We start from the raw sequence: 15,781 nt of genomic DNA on the forward strand, positions 1-15,781 counted from the left end.
ATGGTCAACACCGATCGACGCACCGTGACGGCGGCTTCTCTGTATGTCTTGAGATCAGCCATCAGTTCTCCCCATCCCGAGCACCGCCGATACTCCTGCGCTCACCGCGCCAATTCCATTTTGCTAGCATTCCGCTGTACTGGCGGAATCGTCCCCGCGTGGCGGACGCCCCGTGCCCGCAGTGCAGAGCTATTCAAGACGTGGGAGAGTGGGCGCCATGGCAACCCCCGTCATTCGAACCGCGACCGGCGCCGATCTTGCGCATCTCATTTCGTTAGAGTCGCGGATTCCACCACTCGGAGAATCCCAAATCGCGCCATTCGCCCATTTTTCGGCGGACGACGTCGACGAGCTTTCCGCCAGCGGCGCCCCGCTCGGCGCTCGCATCCTCGTCGCCACGAGGAGGGGTGATGTGGTCGGATACGCCTACACGAAGGCACGCATCTCCGACTTTGGCGTGGCAGATCGGGCCTCGACCGTTCTCCTCCTCCAACGGCTCGCGGTCCTTCCAGACTCGCAACGCTCGGGCGTTGGCAAAGCTCTGCTATCGGAGCTCGAACGCCTCACAGCGCACGATCCTAGATCGATGGTTCAGGCGCACGTCCCAGAGTCGGCGATCGGCTTCTATGAGTCTCAGGGTTGGACTGTCCTCGACCCCGAACTCGCGCTCGCCTGGATTGAAGTTCCAACTACCGAGATGTGGGAAGCAGCGCAGGCGGCCGGGATCGACGCAGGTCCACGGCGCAAGGCGACCGTTCTGCGTGTGGAGGATCCAAGCCTCGATGCGAGCACCGGGCATGGCCGAGTGGCCTTCAAGGTCCTGCGCGAAGATCTCCTGTCGGAGCACTTCGCCGTGGAACACGCGACCGCTCCATCCGCACTCGATGCCGCCATGTTCAAGATCGCCCACCAGATCCGTGAAAATCCTCAACGCCGGAAGGATCTCCCACCCTACGTTTCCAGGGCAGTGTTCGACATGGTCCTGACCCCTCTGCTCGGTCGAGATCAGGCAAACGAGTTACGTCGAGCCTGACGCCGACGCGCAGAGCCGCTTACACAGTCACGTGCCTGCCAGCCGCGTCCGTCCGGGATTGTGATCACCAACCGAAATGGTTTCTTGGCGAACTGGCCAGCGATCTCGAACCGCGATCGAGAACAACGAGCTAGTCCGGTCGTACGCCAACGCGAAGCCGGTGATCATGGTCGAGGAGCTCGAGCGATGGTTAAGAGGACTGCCGAATGAGAGAGGGTGATGGGTGGCAACGTGGTGGCAACAGTCGGTGGAACTCTCAACCGAATGGGGGTTACTCCCGTGATTGAGAATGCGCGTCGTTACGCCGATCTCGATCCGGCCTCGATCCTGACGTGACAACGACGCGGGTTCGAATCCCGCCGTCACCGCCAAAAAGCACGAAGGGTCTCCGCGCCAGCGGGGGCCCTTCGTGCTTTTTATCGAGCATCGTGGGATTCGGGGAGAACCGAGCGCAGCGAGGATCGGAGTCCCGCCGTCACCGCCACCCCCGCCGACGCCCATCACGACGTCTTCCACACGACGCGGACGCCCGCGCCGCGCGTCACGACGCCTCAGTCGAAGCGCGCGCCGAAGCTCTGCCCGCCCGGCTCAGCAGGCAACGGCGTCATGCCGAGTCGCCCGTAGAACGCGGCGGCCCCCGTGTTCTTCGGGTCCATGCCCAGGTGCAGTCCGCGCACTCCGCGGCGGCTGAGCTCGGCGAACAGCGTCTCGATGAGTGCGCGCCCGAGTCCCTGCCCCTGCGTCTCGGGCAGCAGATCGATGTGCAGATGCGCCGGGTACTCCGCGGCGTTCGCGTCCCGCCCCGGAGCCTGCAGGTATCCGTACTCGATCATCCGCTCCTGACGGGTCTTCGGCTCGGCCGCGCGCGGGTACCGCTGCCGCAGACCGGGCCACCACTGGTCGCGGAACCAGGTGGCGAACGCGTCCGTGTCATCCGTCGCCACGATGTAGCCGATCACGCGTTCGTCCTCGGTCTCGACCACCCAGGCGAGATCCGGGTGACGCTCGACGTACGGCACCGCGAACAGGTCGCCCCAGAGGGAGTCGTCCGAGAAGATCCCGGTCGCATCCGCTCCGGCATCCGCGGTTCTCACGCACACCTCGTACAGGGCGGCGCGATCGGTCGGGCGATACGGACGGATGCGTGACACGACGGCTCCTCGACGAGTGGGGTGTGCTGTCAGCCTATCGACGCCTGAGCGGCTTCTCGTCGCGAGGTTCCGCGCACCCACGGCAGCAGCCAGGCGCCGAGCACGAGCACGACGCCGGCTCCGACGAGCGCGCCGCCGAGCGTGTCGGTCGCCCAGTGCACCGACAGCAGCGTGCGCGAGATCGCCATGGCGATGACCCAGAGGATGCCGAGAAGCGCGGTCCACACCCGCGGGAACACCAACCACAGCACCACGGCGATCGTCGCGGCGTTCGCCGTGTGACCCGACGGGAACGATCCGTAGTCGCTCACCACGATCATGTCCTCGGGTCGCGCACGACCGAAGAGCTGCTTGAGCAGCTGCACGGCACCGGCGCTCGCGAGGAACGCCGCCGCGGCGAACACGGCAGCCCGCCATCGTCGCGCGATCAGCAGCGCGGCGATCATCAGCAGCGGCACGAGGATGATGGCGACCCACCCGCCGCCGATCTGATTGAGCAGCAGCGCGAACGACAGCATCCAGTCAGCGCGGTACGTGCTGATCGTCTCGTTCCACCAGCGGTCGAATCCCGGAGGCTCCGTGTACCCGAACACGATCGCCGCCCCGAGGAGCGTCGCCGCGACGAGCATCCCTATTCCCCACCACAGCAGCGTTCGTGATCTCATCGCACCATTCTGCCGGTCGAACGCTGAGAATCAGGGAGCGAGCATGCCGACAGTCCGGGGGCGCACGATGAGCCACAGAGAGAGGATGCCGATCGCCGCGCATCCGACCATCACCGAGGCCATCGTCGTCGCGGTGATCCCGGCTCCGTGCGAGATCCATCCGACGACCGGCGAGATGAGCCCTGCGACGCCGAAGTTCGTGGCTCCGATGACGGATGCTGCGGTGCCGGCGGCCTTGCCGTGGCGGTCGAGGGCGAGCACCTGGACGTTGGGGAACGTGAATCCGCAGGCCGTCATGAAGAAGAAGAGCGGGACGACGGTGCCCCAGAGCCCGAGACCGAGCTGATCGGTCACGATGATCGCGATGCCCGCGAGCAGCAGCACCGCGGTGGAGTAGGCCATGACCCACTGCGGTCCGAAGCGCGCGGCGAGTCGCGATGCCGTCTGGACGCCGATGACGACACCGAGCGAGTTGACCGCGAACAGGAGCCCGTACTGCTGCGGGTCGAGCCCGTGCGTCTGCTGGAACAGGAACGGCGACGCCGACAGGTACGAGAAGAGCCCCGAGAACGTCATGCCGCCGATGATCAGCACGCCGATGAAGACCCGGTCGGAGAAGACCGAGCGGTAGCGCTGCAGAACGGTCGACCCGCCCTTCTCCTGGCGACGGGCGACGGGAAGGGTCTCGGGGATGAACACCACGGTCGACACCAGCATCACGATGCCGTACAGGGCGAGCACGACGAAGATTCCCCGCCAGGGCATGAAGGTGAGCAGCCACGAGCCGATCAGCGGTGCGATCACGGGCGCGACGCCCGAGACGAGCGCGAGCCGCGACAGCATGACGACGAGGCGGCGTCCGCCGAACAGGTCTCGGACGATGGCCATCGCGACCACGCCACCCGCGGCAGCGCCGACGCCCATCAGCACGCGAGCGCCGCTGAGCAGCGGCAGCGTCGGGGCGTAGGCCGCCGCCGCACTGGCCAGCACGTGGAGAGCCGTGACGACGATCAGAGGGATGCGGCGTCCGACCTTGTCGCTCAGAGGGCCGACGACGAGCTGACCCAGCGCGAAGCCGATCATCGTGCCGGTGAGGGTCAGCTGGATCGCCGCGGCCGTGGTCTCGAAGTCCTGCTCGAGCACGGGGAAGGCCGGCAGATACAGGTCGATCGTGAACGGGCCCAGCGCCGTGAGTGCGCCGAGCAGCACGATGTAGAGCGCCCGGNNTCGTCGGGGTGGAGTCAGTGCGTGGAGCGTCGGGCACGACGGTCCTTCCGGAGTTCGAGGGGGGTGAGGTCGAGTCGCGAGAGCGGAGGAATCGGCGACGAAGGTCGAATCGATTCGATCCGGGCGAAGCCTCCATGTTACAGCTCTCGCGTGCACCCGCACATCCGGAGGGACACACCTGCATGCCGAAAAGACGGATGGATGCCGAAACGCGCAGTCTCGGCATCCATCTGTCTTCTGAGCATGCACGTGTGCAGCCTGCGCGCAGACAGCGCACGCAGACTGCGCGCAAACAGCACATGCAGAGAGCCGGGCCCGCGATCGCGGAGATCAGCCGAGGCGGGCGAGACCCTGCTCGAGGTCGGCGATCAGGTCGTCGACGCCCTCGATGCCGACCGAGAGCCGCACGACGTTCTCGGGCACCGCGAGTGCGGTGCCGCGCACCGAGGCGTGCGTCATGTCCGGCGGATAGCCGATCAGAGACTCGACGCCGCCCAACGACTCCGCCAGCTGGAAGAGCTCGGTGGACTCGGCGAACGCCTTCGCCGCCGTGGCCCCGGCCGCGAGTCCGAGCGAGAGCATGCCGCCGAATCCGCTCATCTGGCGGGCGGCGACATCGTGCCCGGGGTGAGACGCGAGGCCCGGATAGTAAACGGTCTCGAACTCGGGGCGGGCGGCCGCCCACTCGGCGATCGCCTGCGCGTTCTCGGAGTGCTGGCGCACCCGCACCGCGAGCGTCTTGATGCCACGCGTCGTGAGCCACGCATCGAGCGGAGCCGACACCGCACCGACAGCGAACTGCTGGAACTTGATCTGCTCATAGAACCTGTCGTCGCCGAAGACCACCGCGCCGCCGAGCACGTCCGAGTGCCCGCCGAGGTACTTCGTCGTGGAGTGCACGACCAGGTCGGCGCCGAGCGAGAGGGGCTGTTGCAGCGCAGGGGATGCGAAGGTGTTGTCGACCACCGCGATGGCTCCGGCCGCATGAGCGATCTCGGCGATGAGCGCGATGTCGACGATCTTCAGCAGCGGGTTGCTGGGCGTCTCGACCCAGATGATCTTCGTCTCGGGTCGGATCGCCGCACGCAGCGCGTCGGCGTCCGACAGCTCGACCGTCGTGGTCTCGATGCCCCACGGCGCGAGCACCTTGGTGAGCAGCCGGTACGTGCCGCCGTAGACGTCATTGCCGAGCACGATGTGGTCGCCGGGCTTCAGGATGCCGCGCAGCAGCGCATCCTCCGCCGCGAGCCCCGAGGCGAACGACAGCGCGTTCGCGCCCCCCTCGAGTGCTGCGAGCTGCGTCTCGAGCGAGGAGCGAGTGGGGTTGCCGGCGCGGTTGTACTCGTAGCCGTCACGGAACCCGCCGATGCCGTCCTGCACGTGGGTGGAGGCCTGATAGATCGGCGGGATGATCGACCCGGTGGTCGGGTCAGGGGCCTGACCTGCGTGGATGGCTCGGGTGGCGAAAGCATGCTCGGACATGCCACTCAGCCTACGTCCGCCCCGGGCGCGGCATCCGCTCCTGTTACGTCCGGCGTCTGCACTCGGCTGCGCCCGACACCGCCGACACCGCCGCAGCGTCAGCGCGAGATGTACGAGAGCAGGTCCTGCCGGGTGAGCACGGTGTGCGGCTTGCCGTCCATCGTGACCAGCAGCGCATCCACATCGGCGAGCGCCGCGCGGGCCTGGGCCAGCGGAGCGTGGATGCCGATCAGGGGCAGCCGCTCCCCCACGTGCTCGCCCACGGCATCGGCGGGCTTGGCGTCGCCGCGGAAGAGCAGATCGAGCAGGCCCTTCTCGTCGACCGTGCCGACGACCTCGCCCATCATCACCGGCGGCTCGGCGCTGAGCACCACGAGCTGCGAGACGTCGTATTCGGTCATCATGCCGATGGCTTCGAGCACCGTGTCGGTCGGGTGCGCGTGCACCAGGTCGGGGATGCCGTGGCCCTGGCGCCCGGTGCGAGCGGCCAGCACGTCGGAGACCGTCTCGCCCTCTTCGACCTCGCTGAAACCGTACGAGCGCATCCATCCGTCGTTGAAGATCTTGCCGAGATACCCGCGACCGCCGTCGGGAAGCAGCACCACCATCACGGCATCCGCCGGAAGCCGTGGGGCGACGCGCAGGGCGCCGACCACGGCCATGCCGCTGGATCCGCCGACGAGGATTCCCTCTTCGCGGGCCAGACGCCGCGTCATCGCGAAGGATTCGGCGTCACCGACCGCGACGATCTCGTGCGGGATCTTCGGGTCGTAGGCACCGGGCCAGATGTCTTCTCCGACCCCTTCGACCAGATACGGGCGGCCGGTGCCGCCGCTGTAGACGCTGCCCTCGGGGTCTATGCCGACGATGCGCACACGGTCGTCGGACACCTCGCGCAGATAGCGGCCGGTGCCCGTGATCGTGCCGCCCGTGCCGACTCCGGCGACGAAGTGGGTGATCGTGCCGTCGGTGTCGCGCCAGATCTCGGGTCCGGTCGTCTCGTAGTGACTGCGCGGGCCGTTGGGGTTCTCGTACTGGTTGGGCTTGAACGCCCCGGGGATCTCGCGCGCCAGCCGGTCGCTGACGCTGTAGTACGACTCGGGGCTGTCGGCGGCCACCGAGGTGGGCGTGACGACGACCTCGGCGCCGTAGGCGCGCAGCACGTCGATCTTGTCTTCGCCGACCTTGTCGGGCAGCACGAAGACGCACTTGTACCCGCGCTGCTGGGCGACCAGCGCGAGCCCCACGCCCGTGTTGCCGCTGGTCGGCTCGACGATCGTGCCGCCGGGGCGCAGTTCTCCCGACGCCTCGGCCGCGTCGATGATCCGCGAGGCGATGCGATCTTTCGCCGAGCCTCCGGGGTTGAGGTACTCGAGCTTCACGAGGACGGTGCACTCCACACCCTCGGTGACGTGCTGGAGCTTCACGAGAGGGGTGTCGCCGACGAGGTCGACGATGGAGTCTGCGTACTTCATCTTCACAGCGTACGTGCGACGATGCCGCGACCGGGGCTGTGTTGCACACGGTCGCGGCATCCTGTCACACGGTGTCGTGCGGAGCCGATCAGCCCTTCGTCGAGCCCGCCAGGAGCCCGCGGACGAAGTACCGCTGCAGCGAGAAGAACACGATGAGCGGAACGAGGATCGAGACGAAGGCTCCTGCCGTCAGCAGGTACCAGCCCTCGCCGCGTCCGGTGATCTCGGCGAGCACCTTCGTGATCGGCGAGGCGGCTCCGTCGGCGAACACCAGCGCCACGAGCAGGTCGTTCCAGACCCACAGGAACTGGAAGATCGCGACCGAGGCGATCGCCGGCATCGTCAGCGGCAGCACGATCCGGAAGAAGATCTGCCCGCGGGACGCACCGTCGACGCGAGCGGCCTCGACGATCTCGCCGGGGATCTCCGACATGAAGTTGTGCAGCAGGTAGATCGCCAGCGGCAGCGCGAACATGGTGTGCGCGATCCACACCTGCGCGTACCCACCCGCCACGTCGAGTCCCTGCGTGACCTGCACGCCGAACAGGTTGATCCCGCGCGAGAACGACGACAGCAGAGGAACGAGCGCCATCTGGATCGGCACGATCTGCAGCGCGAACACGAAGATGAACAGCGCGTTGCGCCCCTTGAACTCGATCCACGAGAACGCGTACGCCGCCATGGCTGCGATCATCAGCGGGATGATCGTGGCCGGGATCGTGATCACGATCGAGTTGAAGAACGACTCGAGAATGGTCAGCTGCGTGGTGCCCGACTGCAGCACCGCCGCGTAGTTGTCGAGCGTGAACTGCGGGTTGGTGAAGAACGTCCACCATCCCGTCGTCTCGATCGCGTCCCTCTCGCGGAACGACGAGATGAAGAGTCCGAGCGTCGGGATGGTCCACACCACGGCGATCAGGATCGAGGCGACCGTCGCCCACGGACGGCTGAGTCGCTTGCGCGCGCGCCCGGCCGAGGCCTCGAAGCGTCCGGCGGTCGTGATCGCCCTCGTGCTCTGGCCGGTGTCTGAGTTCACGGTGTCGGTCATCGGATCTCCCGCTGCTTCTTGATCTGGCGCGCGTTGTAGATCACGATCGGCAGCACCAGGATGAACAGGATGACGGAGAGCGCAGCGCTGCGTCCCGCCTCGAACTTGGAGAACTGGGTGTACATCTCGTTCGCCAGAACCGACGTGCCGTAGTTTCCACCGGTCATCGTGCGCACGATGTCGAACACCTTCAGCGAGGCGATCGAGATCGTCGTCAGCACGACGATGAGAGCGGGTCGGATCGAGGGGATCGTCACCGAGCGGAAGCGTTCCCAGGCGTTCGCGCCGTCGAGTTCGGCAGCTTCGAGGAGCTCTGTGGGAACTCCCTTGATGGATGCCGAGAGCACGACCATCGCGAATCCGGTCTGCACCCAGATGAGCACCACGATCAGCGCGAGGTTGTTCCACGGATTGTTCAGCAGGAACTGCTGCGGCTCTCCGCCGAACCACACGAGGATCTGGTTGAGCAGACCGATCTGCTCGAACTCAGGACCACGGTAGGCGTACACGAAACGCCAGATGATGCTCGCACCGACGAACGAGATCGCCATCGGCATGAAGACGAGCAGCTTGTAGATCTTCTCTCCGCGGGTCTTGTCGATGAAGACGGCGTAGGCGAGACCGACGATCGTCGAGAGTGTCGGCACGAGCAGCACCCACACGATCGTGTTCACGACCGAGGTGACGCCGTCGGACTGCGTGAAGATCCACAGGTAGTTGGAGAAGCCCACGAAGTCGCTGCCCGTCGAGTTCCAGAACGACGCGTACACGGTCTGGATCGACGGCAGGATGAGTCCTGCCAGAAGCAGCAGGATGGCCGGGGCCATGAAGGCGACGAGCTGGATCAGGTACCCCACGCCGTCGCGCGACCGGTAGTCGAGGAAGAAGAACAGGGCGCCGACGGCGACCGCGACTCCCATGGCCCAGTAGTACGAGTTGAAGAACCACATCACCGCGAGCGGGATGAGGAGGCACATCGCGAGGCGGATGCCGGTGTAGAGGGCACCCCTGCGAGGCGCGATGTCGACGAGAAGCAGGATGACGACGATCACCACCGCGAACGCGATGACGACGGCGAGGGCCTGGACGATCGGGGGCAGAGACCCGATCCATTGGAAGAACACAGTCGCGTTCACGGATTCCCCTTCATGAGACGGAGCTGATCATCGGTCCGCGCGGCGATGCGCGGACCGAGTGCGAGACGGTGGGCCGCCCATCGGGGCGGCCCACCTCATCCGATCAGCTGGAAGGCCAGCCGGTCTCGATCTGGGTCAGGACCTCATCGGTCGAGGTGCCGTTGACCCATGCGACGATGCCCTTCCAGAAGGTTCCCGAGCCGACCGCACCGGGCATCTGGTCGGAACCGTCGAAGCGGAACGTGATCGAGTCGTCCTGGAGCAGCTTGATCGACTCCTGCAGGATGGGATCCTCGACCACATCGAGGTTCACGCCCTTGTTGGCCGACGTCACTCCGCCGAGAGCGAGGCGGCTGTCCGCCCACTCGGGGCTCGACAGGTACTCGAGCACCTTCTGCGTCGCCTCGTCATCGCTGAATGCGCCGACGATCTCGCCACCGCCGGTGATGAGCGTCTCGTCCGCACTCGTGCTCGGCGTCAGGAACGCCCAGACGTCTCCGTCTTCGGCGAAGTTCGTGCCCTCGGGGTAGAAGCCCGAGAGGAACGAGGCCTGGTGGGTCAGCGCGCACTCGCCACTGGCGACCTGCGCCGCCACATCACCGAATGCGGTCGAGTTGATGGAGCGCACGTCGCCGAAGCCGGCGTTGACGTACTCCGGGTTGAGCAGAATCTCACCGGTCGCGTCGAAGGCTTCCTTGATCTGCGGGTCGGTGAAGGGGATCTCGTTCTTGACCCACTGGTCGTACACCTCGGGGCCTGCGTTGCGCAGCACGAGGTCCTCGATCCAGTCGGTGCCGGGCCAGCCGGTCGCGACGCCCGATTCGAAGCCGGCGCACCAGGGCGCCTTGCCGCTCTCGGTCTTGATCGTCTCGGTGAGGGCCAGGAGCTCGTCCCAGGTCGTCGGCTCTTCGACGCCCCACTCGGCGAACTTCGTCGGCGAGTACCAGATCCAGCCCTTGACGCTGGCCATCAGCGGCGCACCGTAGAAGGTTCCGTCGTACGTACCGAAGTCGACCCACCCCTGAGTCCAGTACTCCTCGGCGTTCGCCTTGACCGCCTCAGGAGCCGGCTTCAGCAGGTCGCGCGAGGCGTAGTCGGCGAACAGACCCGGCTGCGGGAAGATCGCGATGTCGGGCGGGTTGCCGCCCTGAGCGCGGGTGCCGAGCTGCGTCTCGAAGTCCTGGCTGCCTTCGTACTTGATGGTGATGTCGTTCTCTTCTTCGAAGTCCGCCCAGGACTGGGCGAGGAGTTCGGCTTCTCCCTCGACGATCGTGCCGTAGATGGTGACGGTGTTGTCTCCTCCACCGCCGCCTTCCGAACCGCCGTCGGTGCCGCCCGGAGCACCACAGCCGGCGAGCGCGATGCCCGCGACTCCCAGCAGAGCGATTGGCGCATAACGCCGGGAACGCTGTGACAGACCCATGTGAATTCTCCTCTTCGAGTTGTGCGGCTCCCCTCGCTCCGCGCCGCCCCTGGCGCAGAATCGGGAACCGATTCCAGGACAACCTATCGGTGCGAGACAGCGCGACACAACAGGCCAGGATCACAAGCTCGCAACCTTTTCGGCCATTGTCCGACGACGGATGGGAGCGCTCCCTCGCTTCCGGCCTGGAACCGGTTCCCTTCCCTCGCGCCAGCGGCTACGCTGTCATCGGCGCGCGGGTGGAGACGACGCGTCGAGGGCATGGTCGAGGAGGACCGATGAGCACGATCGCCGACGTCGCGGCGCGCGCGGGCGTATCGAAGGCGACGGCGAGCCGCGCACTCAGCGGTCGCGGCTACGTCTCGGAGGGCACGCGCGATCGGGTGACGGCGGCCGCGGCCGAGCTGGCCTACGTCGCCCACTCGTCGGCGACCAGCCTCGCCACGGGTCGCACGCAGACCGTGGGCGTCATCATGCCGCCGGTCGACCGCTGGTTCTTCTCCGAGCTGCTCGCCGGCATCCAGGAATCGCTGTTCGGCCTCGATTACGAGCTCGCACTCTACGGGGTGAGAGAAGGCACCGAGACCCGAGAGCGCCTGTTCGACACGGTGCTGCCTGGCCGGCGGTTCGACGGCATCATCGCCGTCGGCCTCCAACCCAGCGCCCAGGAACTCGAGCGCCTGCACCGTTCCGAACGGCCCCTCGTCAGCGTCGGCCCGTACAGCGAAGGGTCGAGCGCCGTCTCGATCGACGACATCGCCGCCGCCCGCATCGCGACCGAGCATCTCATCGAACTCGGGCACACCGACATCGCCTTCGTCGGAGGATCCGCAGACCCCGACGAGCTCAGCTACGGCGACGCGCAGCGCGTCGAGGGATATCTCGAAGCACTCGCCGCCGCAGGCCTCGAAGCGGTCGCTCGGATCCACGACTCCCCTCCGACCATGCCGGGCGGATACGCGGCCGCCGTCGAGCTGCTCGGCGACCGTCGAGGGCGCCCGACCGCGATCGTGGGCGTCTGCGACGAGGCCGCGATCGGGGCGATGATCGCCGCCCGCCGCCTGGGCCTCGCGGTGCCGACCGAGCTGAGCATCGTGGGGGTCGATGACCATCAGCACGCCGAGATGTTCGCGCTCACCACCATCAGACAGTCGCCGCGCGAGCAGGGGCACGAGGCCGTGCGGCTGCTGCAGCAGCGGATCGACCGACCGGATGCTCCGCTCCAGCGCACCGTCACGGCGTCATCGCTCGTCGTGCGCAGCTCGACAGCCGGGCGCCGCTGAGCCTCGGCATCCTGCCCCGCACGAGCCCCGGACGCACGAAAGCCCCGGGCGGACCCGGGGCTTTCGTGAAGCGTTCAGACGCTTCCAGGGCGAGGCGTCACGCCGCGACCTGGAACGGATTACTTGAGGGTAACCGTGGCGCCTGCCTCTTCGAGGGCAGCCTTGGCCTTCTCGGCTGCTTCCTTGTTCGCGCCCTCGAGCACGGCCTTGGGAGCACCGTCGACGACGGCCTTGGCCTCGCCGAGACCGAGCGAGGTGAGCTCGCGGACGGTCTTGATGACCTGGATCTTCTTGTCGCCGGCAGCCTCGAGGATGACGTCGAAGGAATCCTTCTCCTCAACCTCTTCCGCAGCGCCGCCGCCTGCGCCTGCAACGGCGACGGGAGCAGCAGCGGTGACCTCGAACTTCTCCTCGAACGCCTTGACGAAGTCGTTGAGCTCGACGAGGGTCAGGCCTGCGAACTGCTCGAGCAGCTCCTCAGTGGTGAGCTTAGCCATGATGTATCTCCTAGATAGGTGGGTTTGTTGAACGAGATCGCAGGTCGCTTACGCGGCCTCAGCGGTCTCCAGCTTTTCGCGAAGAGCATCGATGGTGGCAGCAGCCTTGCCCATCGTCGCCTTCATCATGCCCGCAGCCTTCGCCAGCAGAACCTCACGGCTCTCGAGCGCGGCGTACTTGTTGACCTCGTCGGCAGAGAGGGCGTTGCCCTCGAAGATGCCGGACTTGATCACGAGAAGCGGGTTGGCCTTGGCGAAGTCACGAAGAGCCTTGGCAGTGGCGACGAAGTCACCATGCACGAACGCGACGGCCGACGGACCCTTGAGGTCGTCGTCCAGCGCGGTGATGCCTGCCTTGTTGGCGGCGATCTTGGTCAGCGTGTTCTTCACCACGGCGTACTCAGCGTCCTGACGGATGCTGTTGCGCAGCTCCTTGAGCTGGGCAACCGTCAGACCGCGGTACTCGGTCAGCAGAACGGCAGTCGAGTTCTCGAATGACTTCGTGAGCTCGGCAACCGATGCGTCCTTCTGCGCCATGGTCACTCCTTGGTGTGTACGAGGCGCCTCACGGAGGTGAGGCGCCGCCCCCGACCGCATGCAACAGAAAAGCTCCGGCGCAAGCGCACGGAGCTTTGAAAGTTCGTGTCCTGCGCGGGCCCCTGCTGAGCAGAGCTTCGATCGCCTCGCGTTCGCACGCACGACGATGACCAGCGGTCTTCGGTTGAGTCAACTGTACCCCACCGCATCCCGCCGCCCAAATCCAGCCGGTTCACCGTCGGTGGGCCGCACGTCCGCCGTGCCCCGAGAGCGCGTCGGCGGCGCGGATCAGGCTCAGATGCGAGAGCGCCTGCGGGGTGTTGCCCGCCTGCCGCGCATTCGCGACGTCGTACTCCTCCGACAGCAGGCCCAGGTCGTTCGACATCGCGATCAGCCGCGCCATCAGGTCGCGGGCCTCATCGATCCGGCCGCTCGTCGCGTACTGCTCGACCAGCCAGAAGCTGCAGGCGATGAAGGGATGCTCTGCTCCTTCGAGCCCGTCGACGCCGGACTCCGTGCGATAGCGCCGAAGGAACCCGCCCGTGAGCAGCGTGCGCTCGATCTGCTCCACGGTGCGCAGCATCCGAGGATCGTCGGGGGCGCAGTACCCGACCTGCGGAAGCACCAGCAGCGAGGCATCGACCTCAGTCGACCCGTAGTGCTGGATGAAATATCCGTGCTCGGCATCCACTCCGCGCTCGTCGATCTCGCGGCGCAGCGTGTCACGCACGGCCGCCCATCGATCGGCGTCGCCCGGCAGGCCCTGTTCCTGCACCGCGCGGACGCCCCGGTCGAGCGCGGCCCACATCATGACGCGCGAATGCGTGAACCACTGCGGCTCGCCCCGGATCTCCCAGATGCCGTTGTCGGGGCGATCCATCGAGGCGATCACCTGTTCGAGGAGCGCGCGCTGCAGAGGCCACGAGAAGTCGCCCTCCTCGAGGCCCGCGATCCGAGCCGATTCCAGAGCGACCAGAACCTCGCCGATCACGTCGCCCTGGTACTGGTCGACCGCGCCGTTGCCGATCCGCACCGGCGCTGCACCCCCGTACCCGGGCAGGCTCGTGAGTTCACGCTCGATGAGGTCCCGCTCCCCCGCGATCCCGTACATGATCTGCACCTCCGCCGGCTCGCCGGCGACAGCACGGAGCAGCCATCGCCGCCAATGGTGCGCCTCGGAGAGGAACCCGTGGGCGATGAGGGCCTCGAGCGTCAGCGCGGCATCGCGCAGCCAGACGAAACGGTAATCCCAGTTCCGGGATCCTCCGAACTGCTCGGGAAGAGAGGTCGTGGCGGCGGCCACGATGCCCCCGGTGTCTTTGTTCGTGAGCGCTCGCAGCACCAGCAGCGAGCGCACGACCTCATCGCGGTGCTCTCCGTCGTGCTGGATCCCGCTCGCCCACCCCTGCCACCAGGATCGCGTCGCGGCGATCGCATCGTCGACATCGAGCGGCGACGGCGCATGCTCGTGCGAGGGGAACCAGCTGAGCGTCAGGTCGCGGACCTCCTCCGCCGACACGGTGAACGTCGCCCGGTGCCGGTGGTCCTCCGCGACGAGCCGTACTCCGCGCACGATCACCGCCTCGGGTCCGGCCGTGGCTCGCAGCGCCGGCTCGTCGCTCGTGCCCACCTGCCGCACCCAGGGGAGCCTGCGGGAGTAGTCGAAGTGCAGCCGCAGCTCGGTCACGAACTCGACGCGACCCTCGATGCCCACGATCCGGCGCACGACATCGCTGCGTGACGCGTGCAGCGGCATGAACTCCTGCACCTCTGCGACGCCGTCGGCCGTCTCCCACCGTGTCACGAGGACGAACGTGTCCGACACGTAGTGACGCCGCGACGTCGCCGTCGCATCGACCGGGCGCAGGCTCCAGCATCCGTTGCTCGCCTCTCCGAGCAGCGCGCCGAACAGCGACGGCGCATCGAAGCGGGGCAGGCAGAGCCAGTCGATGCTGCCCTCTCTCGAGACGAGCGCGCCGGTGCGGCAGTCGCTGAGCAGGGCATAGTCCTCGATCGGAGCGGGCATCGACCGAGTCTGACATGTTCACCCGGGGGTCGGAGCGATTACGGTGAGAACATGATCGACGCGACGACGCTGGTGATCCTCGGAGCCGGTGGCGACCTCACCTCTCGCCTCCTCCTGCCCGCTCTGGGCCAGCTGCTGACGAGGGAGCCCACACGCTCGGTGCGGATCGTCGGCGCCGACCGTGAGGAATGGACGGATGCCGAGCTGCAGACGATCGTCGAGACGGCCTTCGCCTCGATGGGAGCCGAGGCTGCGGCAGCTCGCGTCGATGTCACGTACGTGCGCACCGACATCACCCGCGCCGACGATCTGCGCTCGCTGCTGGGCGGGCTCACCGGTCAGGTCGCCGTCTACTTCGCGGTGCCCCCGGCCGTCGCCGCGGCATGCATCGCCGCGCTCACCCCCGACATGCTGCCGAGCGGCGCGGTGCTCGTCATGGAGAAGCCCTTCGGCACGGACGAGGCCAGCGCGCACGAGCTGAACGGCATCCTGACCGCACTCGTGCCCGAGACCCAGGTGTTCCGGGTCGACCACTTCCTGGGGCGCTCGACCACGCTCAACCTGCTCGGGGCGCGGTTCGCGAACCGCATCCTCGAACCTCTCTGGTCTGCGGAGAGCATCGAGTCCGTCGACATCGTCTACGACGAATCGCTGGCGCTGGAAGGACGCGCGGGGTACTACGACAGCGCCGGCGCGCTGGTCGACATGATCCAGAGCCATCTGCTGCAGGTGCTCGCCGTGCTCGCGATGGAGGAGCCGGCGACGCCCGAAGAGGTCGACTTCCGTTCCGCCCCCGGC

The 15,781-nt window shown here is 67.1% G+C and carries 13 protein-coding genes and 1 pseudogene; 3 read left to right on the forward strand and 11 right to left on the reverse strand.

The window, feature by feature from the left end:
- The first annotated feature begins 217 nt into the window (after positions 1-217).
- Positions 218-1,033 (forward strand): GNAT family N-acetyltransferase, encoded by an 816-nt coding sequence (locus J7E68_RS06685; protein WP_215171037.1) that lies wholly within the window; start codon positions 218-220, stop codon positions 1,031-1,033.
- Between the two features lie 551 nt (positions 1,034-1,584).
- Here the strand turns inward: J7E68_RS06685 and J7E68_RS06690 are convergent.
- The 8 genes from J7E68_RS06690 to J7E68_RS06725 form a co-directional block, all read right to left on the reverse strand.
- Entirely contained in the window at positions 1,585-2,184 is a 600-nt protein-coding gene (locus J7E68_RS06690; protein WP_215171040.1) for a GNAT family N-acetyltransferase, read from the reverse strand.
- A 29-nt stretch (positions 2,185-2,213) separates the two neighbouring features.
- A complete protein-coding gene (locus tag J7E68_RS06695) occupies positions 2,214-2,849 on the reverse strand; it encodes a phosphatase PAP2 family protein (RefSeq protein ID WP_215171042.1) in 636 nt (211 codons plus the stop codon).
- Positions 2,850-2,879: 30 nt separating this feature from the next.
- Positions 2,880-4,094 (reverse strand): multidrug effflux MFS transporter, encoded by a 1,215-nt coding sequence (locus tag J7E68_RS06700; protein ID WP_215171057.1) that lies wholly within the window; start codon positions 4,092-4,094, stop codon positions 2,880-2,882.
- 312 nt (positions 4,095-4,406) lie between these two features.
- A complete protein-coding gene (locus J7E68_RS06705) occupies positions 4,407-5,558 on the reverse strand; it encodes a cystathionine gamma-synthase (protein ID WP_215171044.1) in 1,152 nt (383 codons plus the stop codon).
- Between the two features lie 98 nt (positions 5,559-5,656).
- Entirely contained in the window at positions 5,657-7,033 is a 1,377-nt protein-coding gene (locus tag J7E68_RS06710) for a cystathionine beta-synthase (RefSeq protein WP_215171046.1), read from the reverse strand.
- A gap of 88 nt (positions 7,034-7,121) precedes the next feature.
- Entirely contained in the window at positions 7,122-8,081 is a 960-nt protein-coding gene (locus tag J7E68_RS06715) for a carbohydrate ABC transporter permease (RefSeq protein WP_215171048.1), read from the reverse strand.
- Entirely contained in the window at positions 8,078-9,217 is a 1,140-nt protein-coding gene (locus J7E68_RS06720) for a carbohydrate ABC transporter permease (protein ID WP_215171050.1), read from the reverse strand. The genes J7E68_RS06715 and J7E68_RS06720 overlap by 4 nt, the downstream gene beginning before the upstream one ends.
- A 103-nt stretch (positions 9,218-9,320) precedes the next feature.
- Positions 9,321-10,640: an ABC transporter substrate-binding protein gene (locus J7E68_RS06725; RefSeq protein WP_215171052.1), complete on the reverse strand. Its 1,320-nt coding sequence runs from the start codon at positions 10,638-10,640 to the stop codon at positions 9,321-9,323.
- Between the two features lie 278 nt (positions 10,641-10,918).
- Here J7E68_RS06725 and J7E68_RS06730 point away from each other — a divergent pair, with 278 nt between their 5' ends.
- A complete protein-coding gene (locus tag J7E68_RS06730) occupies positions 10,919-11,923 on the forward strand; it encodes a LacI family DNA-binding transcriptional regulator (RefSeq protein ID WP_215171054.1) in 1,005 nt (334 codons plus the stop codon).
- Between the two features lie 119 nt (positions 11,924-12,042).
- Here J7E68_RS06730 and rplL read toward each other — a convergent pair whose 3' ends face one another.
- The 3 genes from rplL to J7E68_RS06745 all read right to left on the reverse strand — a co-directional run bounded on the left by rplL (position 12,043) and on the right by J7E68_RS06745 (position 14,983).
- A complete protein-coding gene (gene rplL, locus J7E68_RS06735) occupies positions 12,043-12,420 on the reverse strand; it encodes a 50S ribosomal protein L7/L12 (RefSeq protein WP_042539579.1) in 378 nt (125 codons plus the stop codon).
- A 48-nt stretch (positions 12,421-12,468) separates the two neighbouring features.
- Positions 12,469-12,957: a 50S ribosomal protein L10 gene (rplJ, locus tag J7E68_RS06740; protein WP_053097428.1), complete on the reverse strand. Its 489-nt coding sequence runs from the start codon at positions 12,955-12,957 to the stop codon at positions 12,469-12,471.
- Positions 12,958-13,189: 232 nt separating this feature from the next.
- Complete coding sequence (locus tag J7E68_RS06745; protein WP_215171056.1) at positions 13,190-14,983, reverse strand: glycoside hydrolase family 15 protein; 1,794 nt, start codon at positions 14,981-14,983, stop codon at positions 13,190-13,192.
- Between the two features lie 51 nt (positions 14,984-15,034).
- On the opposite strand from J7E68_RS06745, the pseudogene J7E68_RS06750 reads away from it, so the two are divergent.
- Positions 15,035-15,781 (forward strand): annotated as a pseudogene (locus J7E68_RS06750) (glucose-6-phosphate dehydrogenase); the annotation flags it as partial.

This window comes from Microbacterium sp. ISL-103 (genome assembly GCF_018613995.1).
GTDB lineage: Bacteria > Actinomycetota > Actinomycetes > Actinomycetales > Microbacteriaceae > Microbacterium.

Excerpts from the sequence above, each read along its gene's own strand:
- J7E68_RS06685 (WP_215171037.1), top strand. The coding sequence starts at position 218 with ATGGCAACCCCCGTCATTCGAACCGCGACCGGCGCCGATCTTGCGCAT.
- J7E68_RS06695 (WP_215171042.1), bottom strand. The coding sequence starts at position 2,849 with ATGAGATCACGAACGCTGCTGTGGTGGGGAATAGGGATGCTCGTCGCG.
- J7E68_RS06705 (WP_215171044.1), bottom strand. The coding sequence starts at position 5,558 with ATGTCCGAGCATGCTTTCGCCACCCGAGCCATCCACGCAGGTCAGGCC.
- J7E68_RS06710 (WP_215171046.1), bottom strand. The coding sequence starts at position 7,033 with ATGAAGTACGCAGACTCCATCGTCGACCTCGTCGGCGACACCCCTCTC.
- J7E68_RS06715 (WP_215171048.1), bottom strand. The coding sequence starts at position 8,081 with ATGACCGACACCGTGAACTCAGACACCGGCCAGAGCACGAGGGCGATC.
- J7E68_RS06725 (WP_215171052.1), bottom strand. The coding sequence starts at position 10,640 with ATGGGTCTGTCACAGCGTTCCCGGCGTTATGCGCCAATCGCTCTGCTG.
- J7E68_RS06730 (WP_215171054.1), top strand. The coding sequence starts at position 10,919 with ATGAGCACGATCGCCGACGTCGCGGCGCGCGCGGGCGTATCGAAGGCG.
- rplL (WP_042539579.1), bottom strand. The coding sequence starts at position 12,420 with ATGGCTAAGCTCACCACTGAGGAGCTGCTCGAGCAGTTCGCAGGCCTG.
- rplJ (WP_053097428.1), bottom strand. The coding sequence starts at position 12,957 with ATGGCGCAGAAGGACGCATCGGTTGCCGAGCTCACGAAGTCATTCGAG.
- J7E68_RS06745 (WP_215171056.1), bottom strand. The coding sequence starts at position 14,983 with ATGCCCGCTCCGATCGAGGACTATGCCCTGCTCAGCGACTGCCGCACC.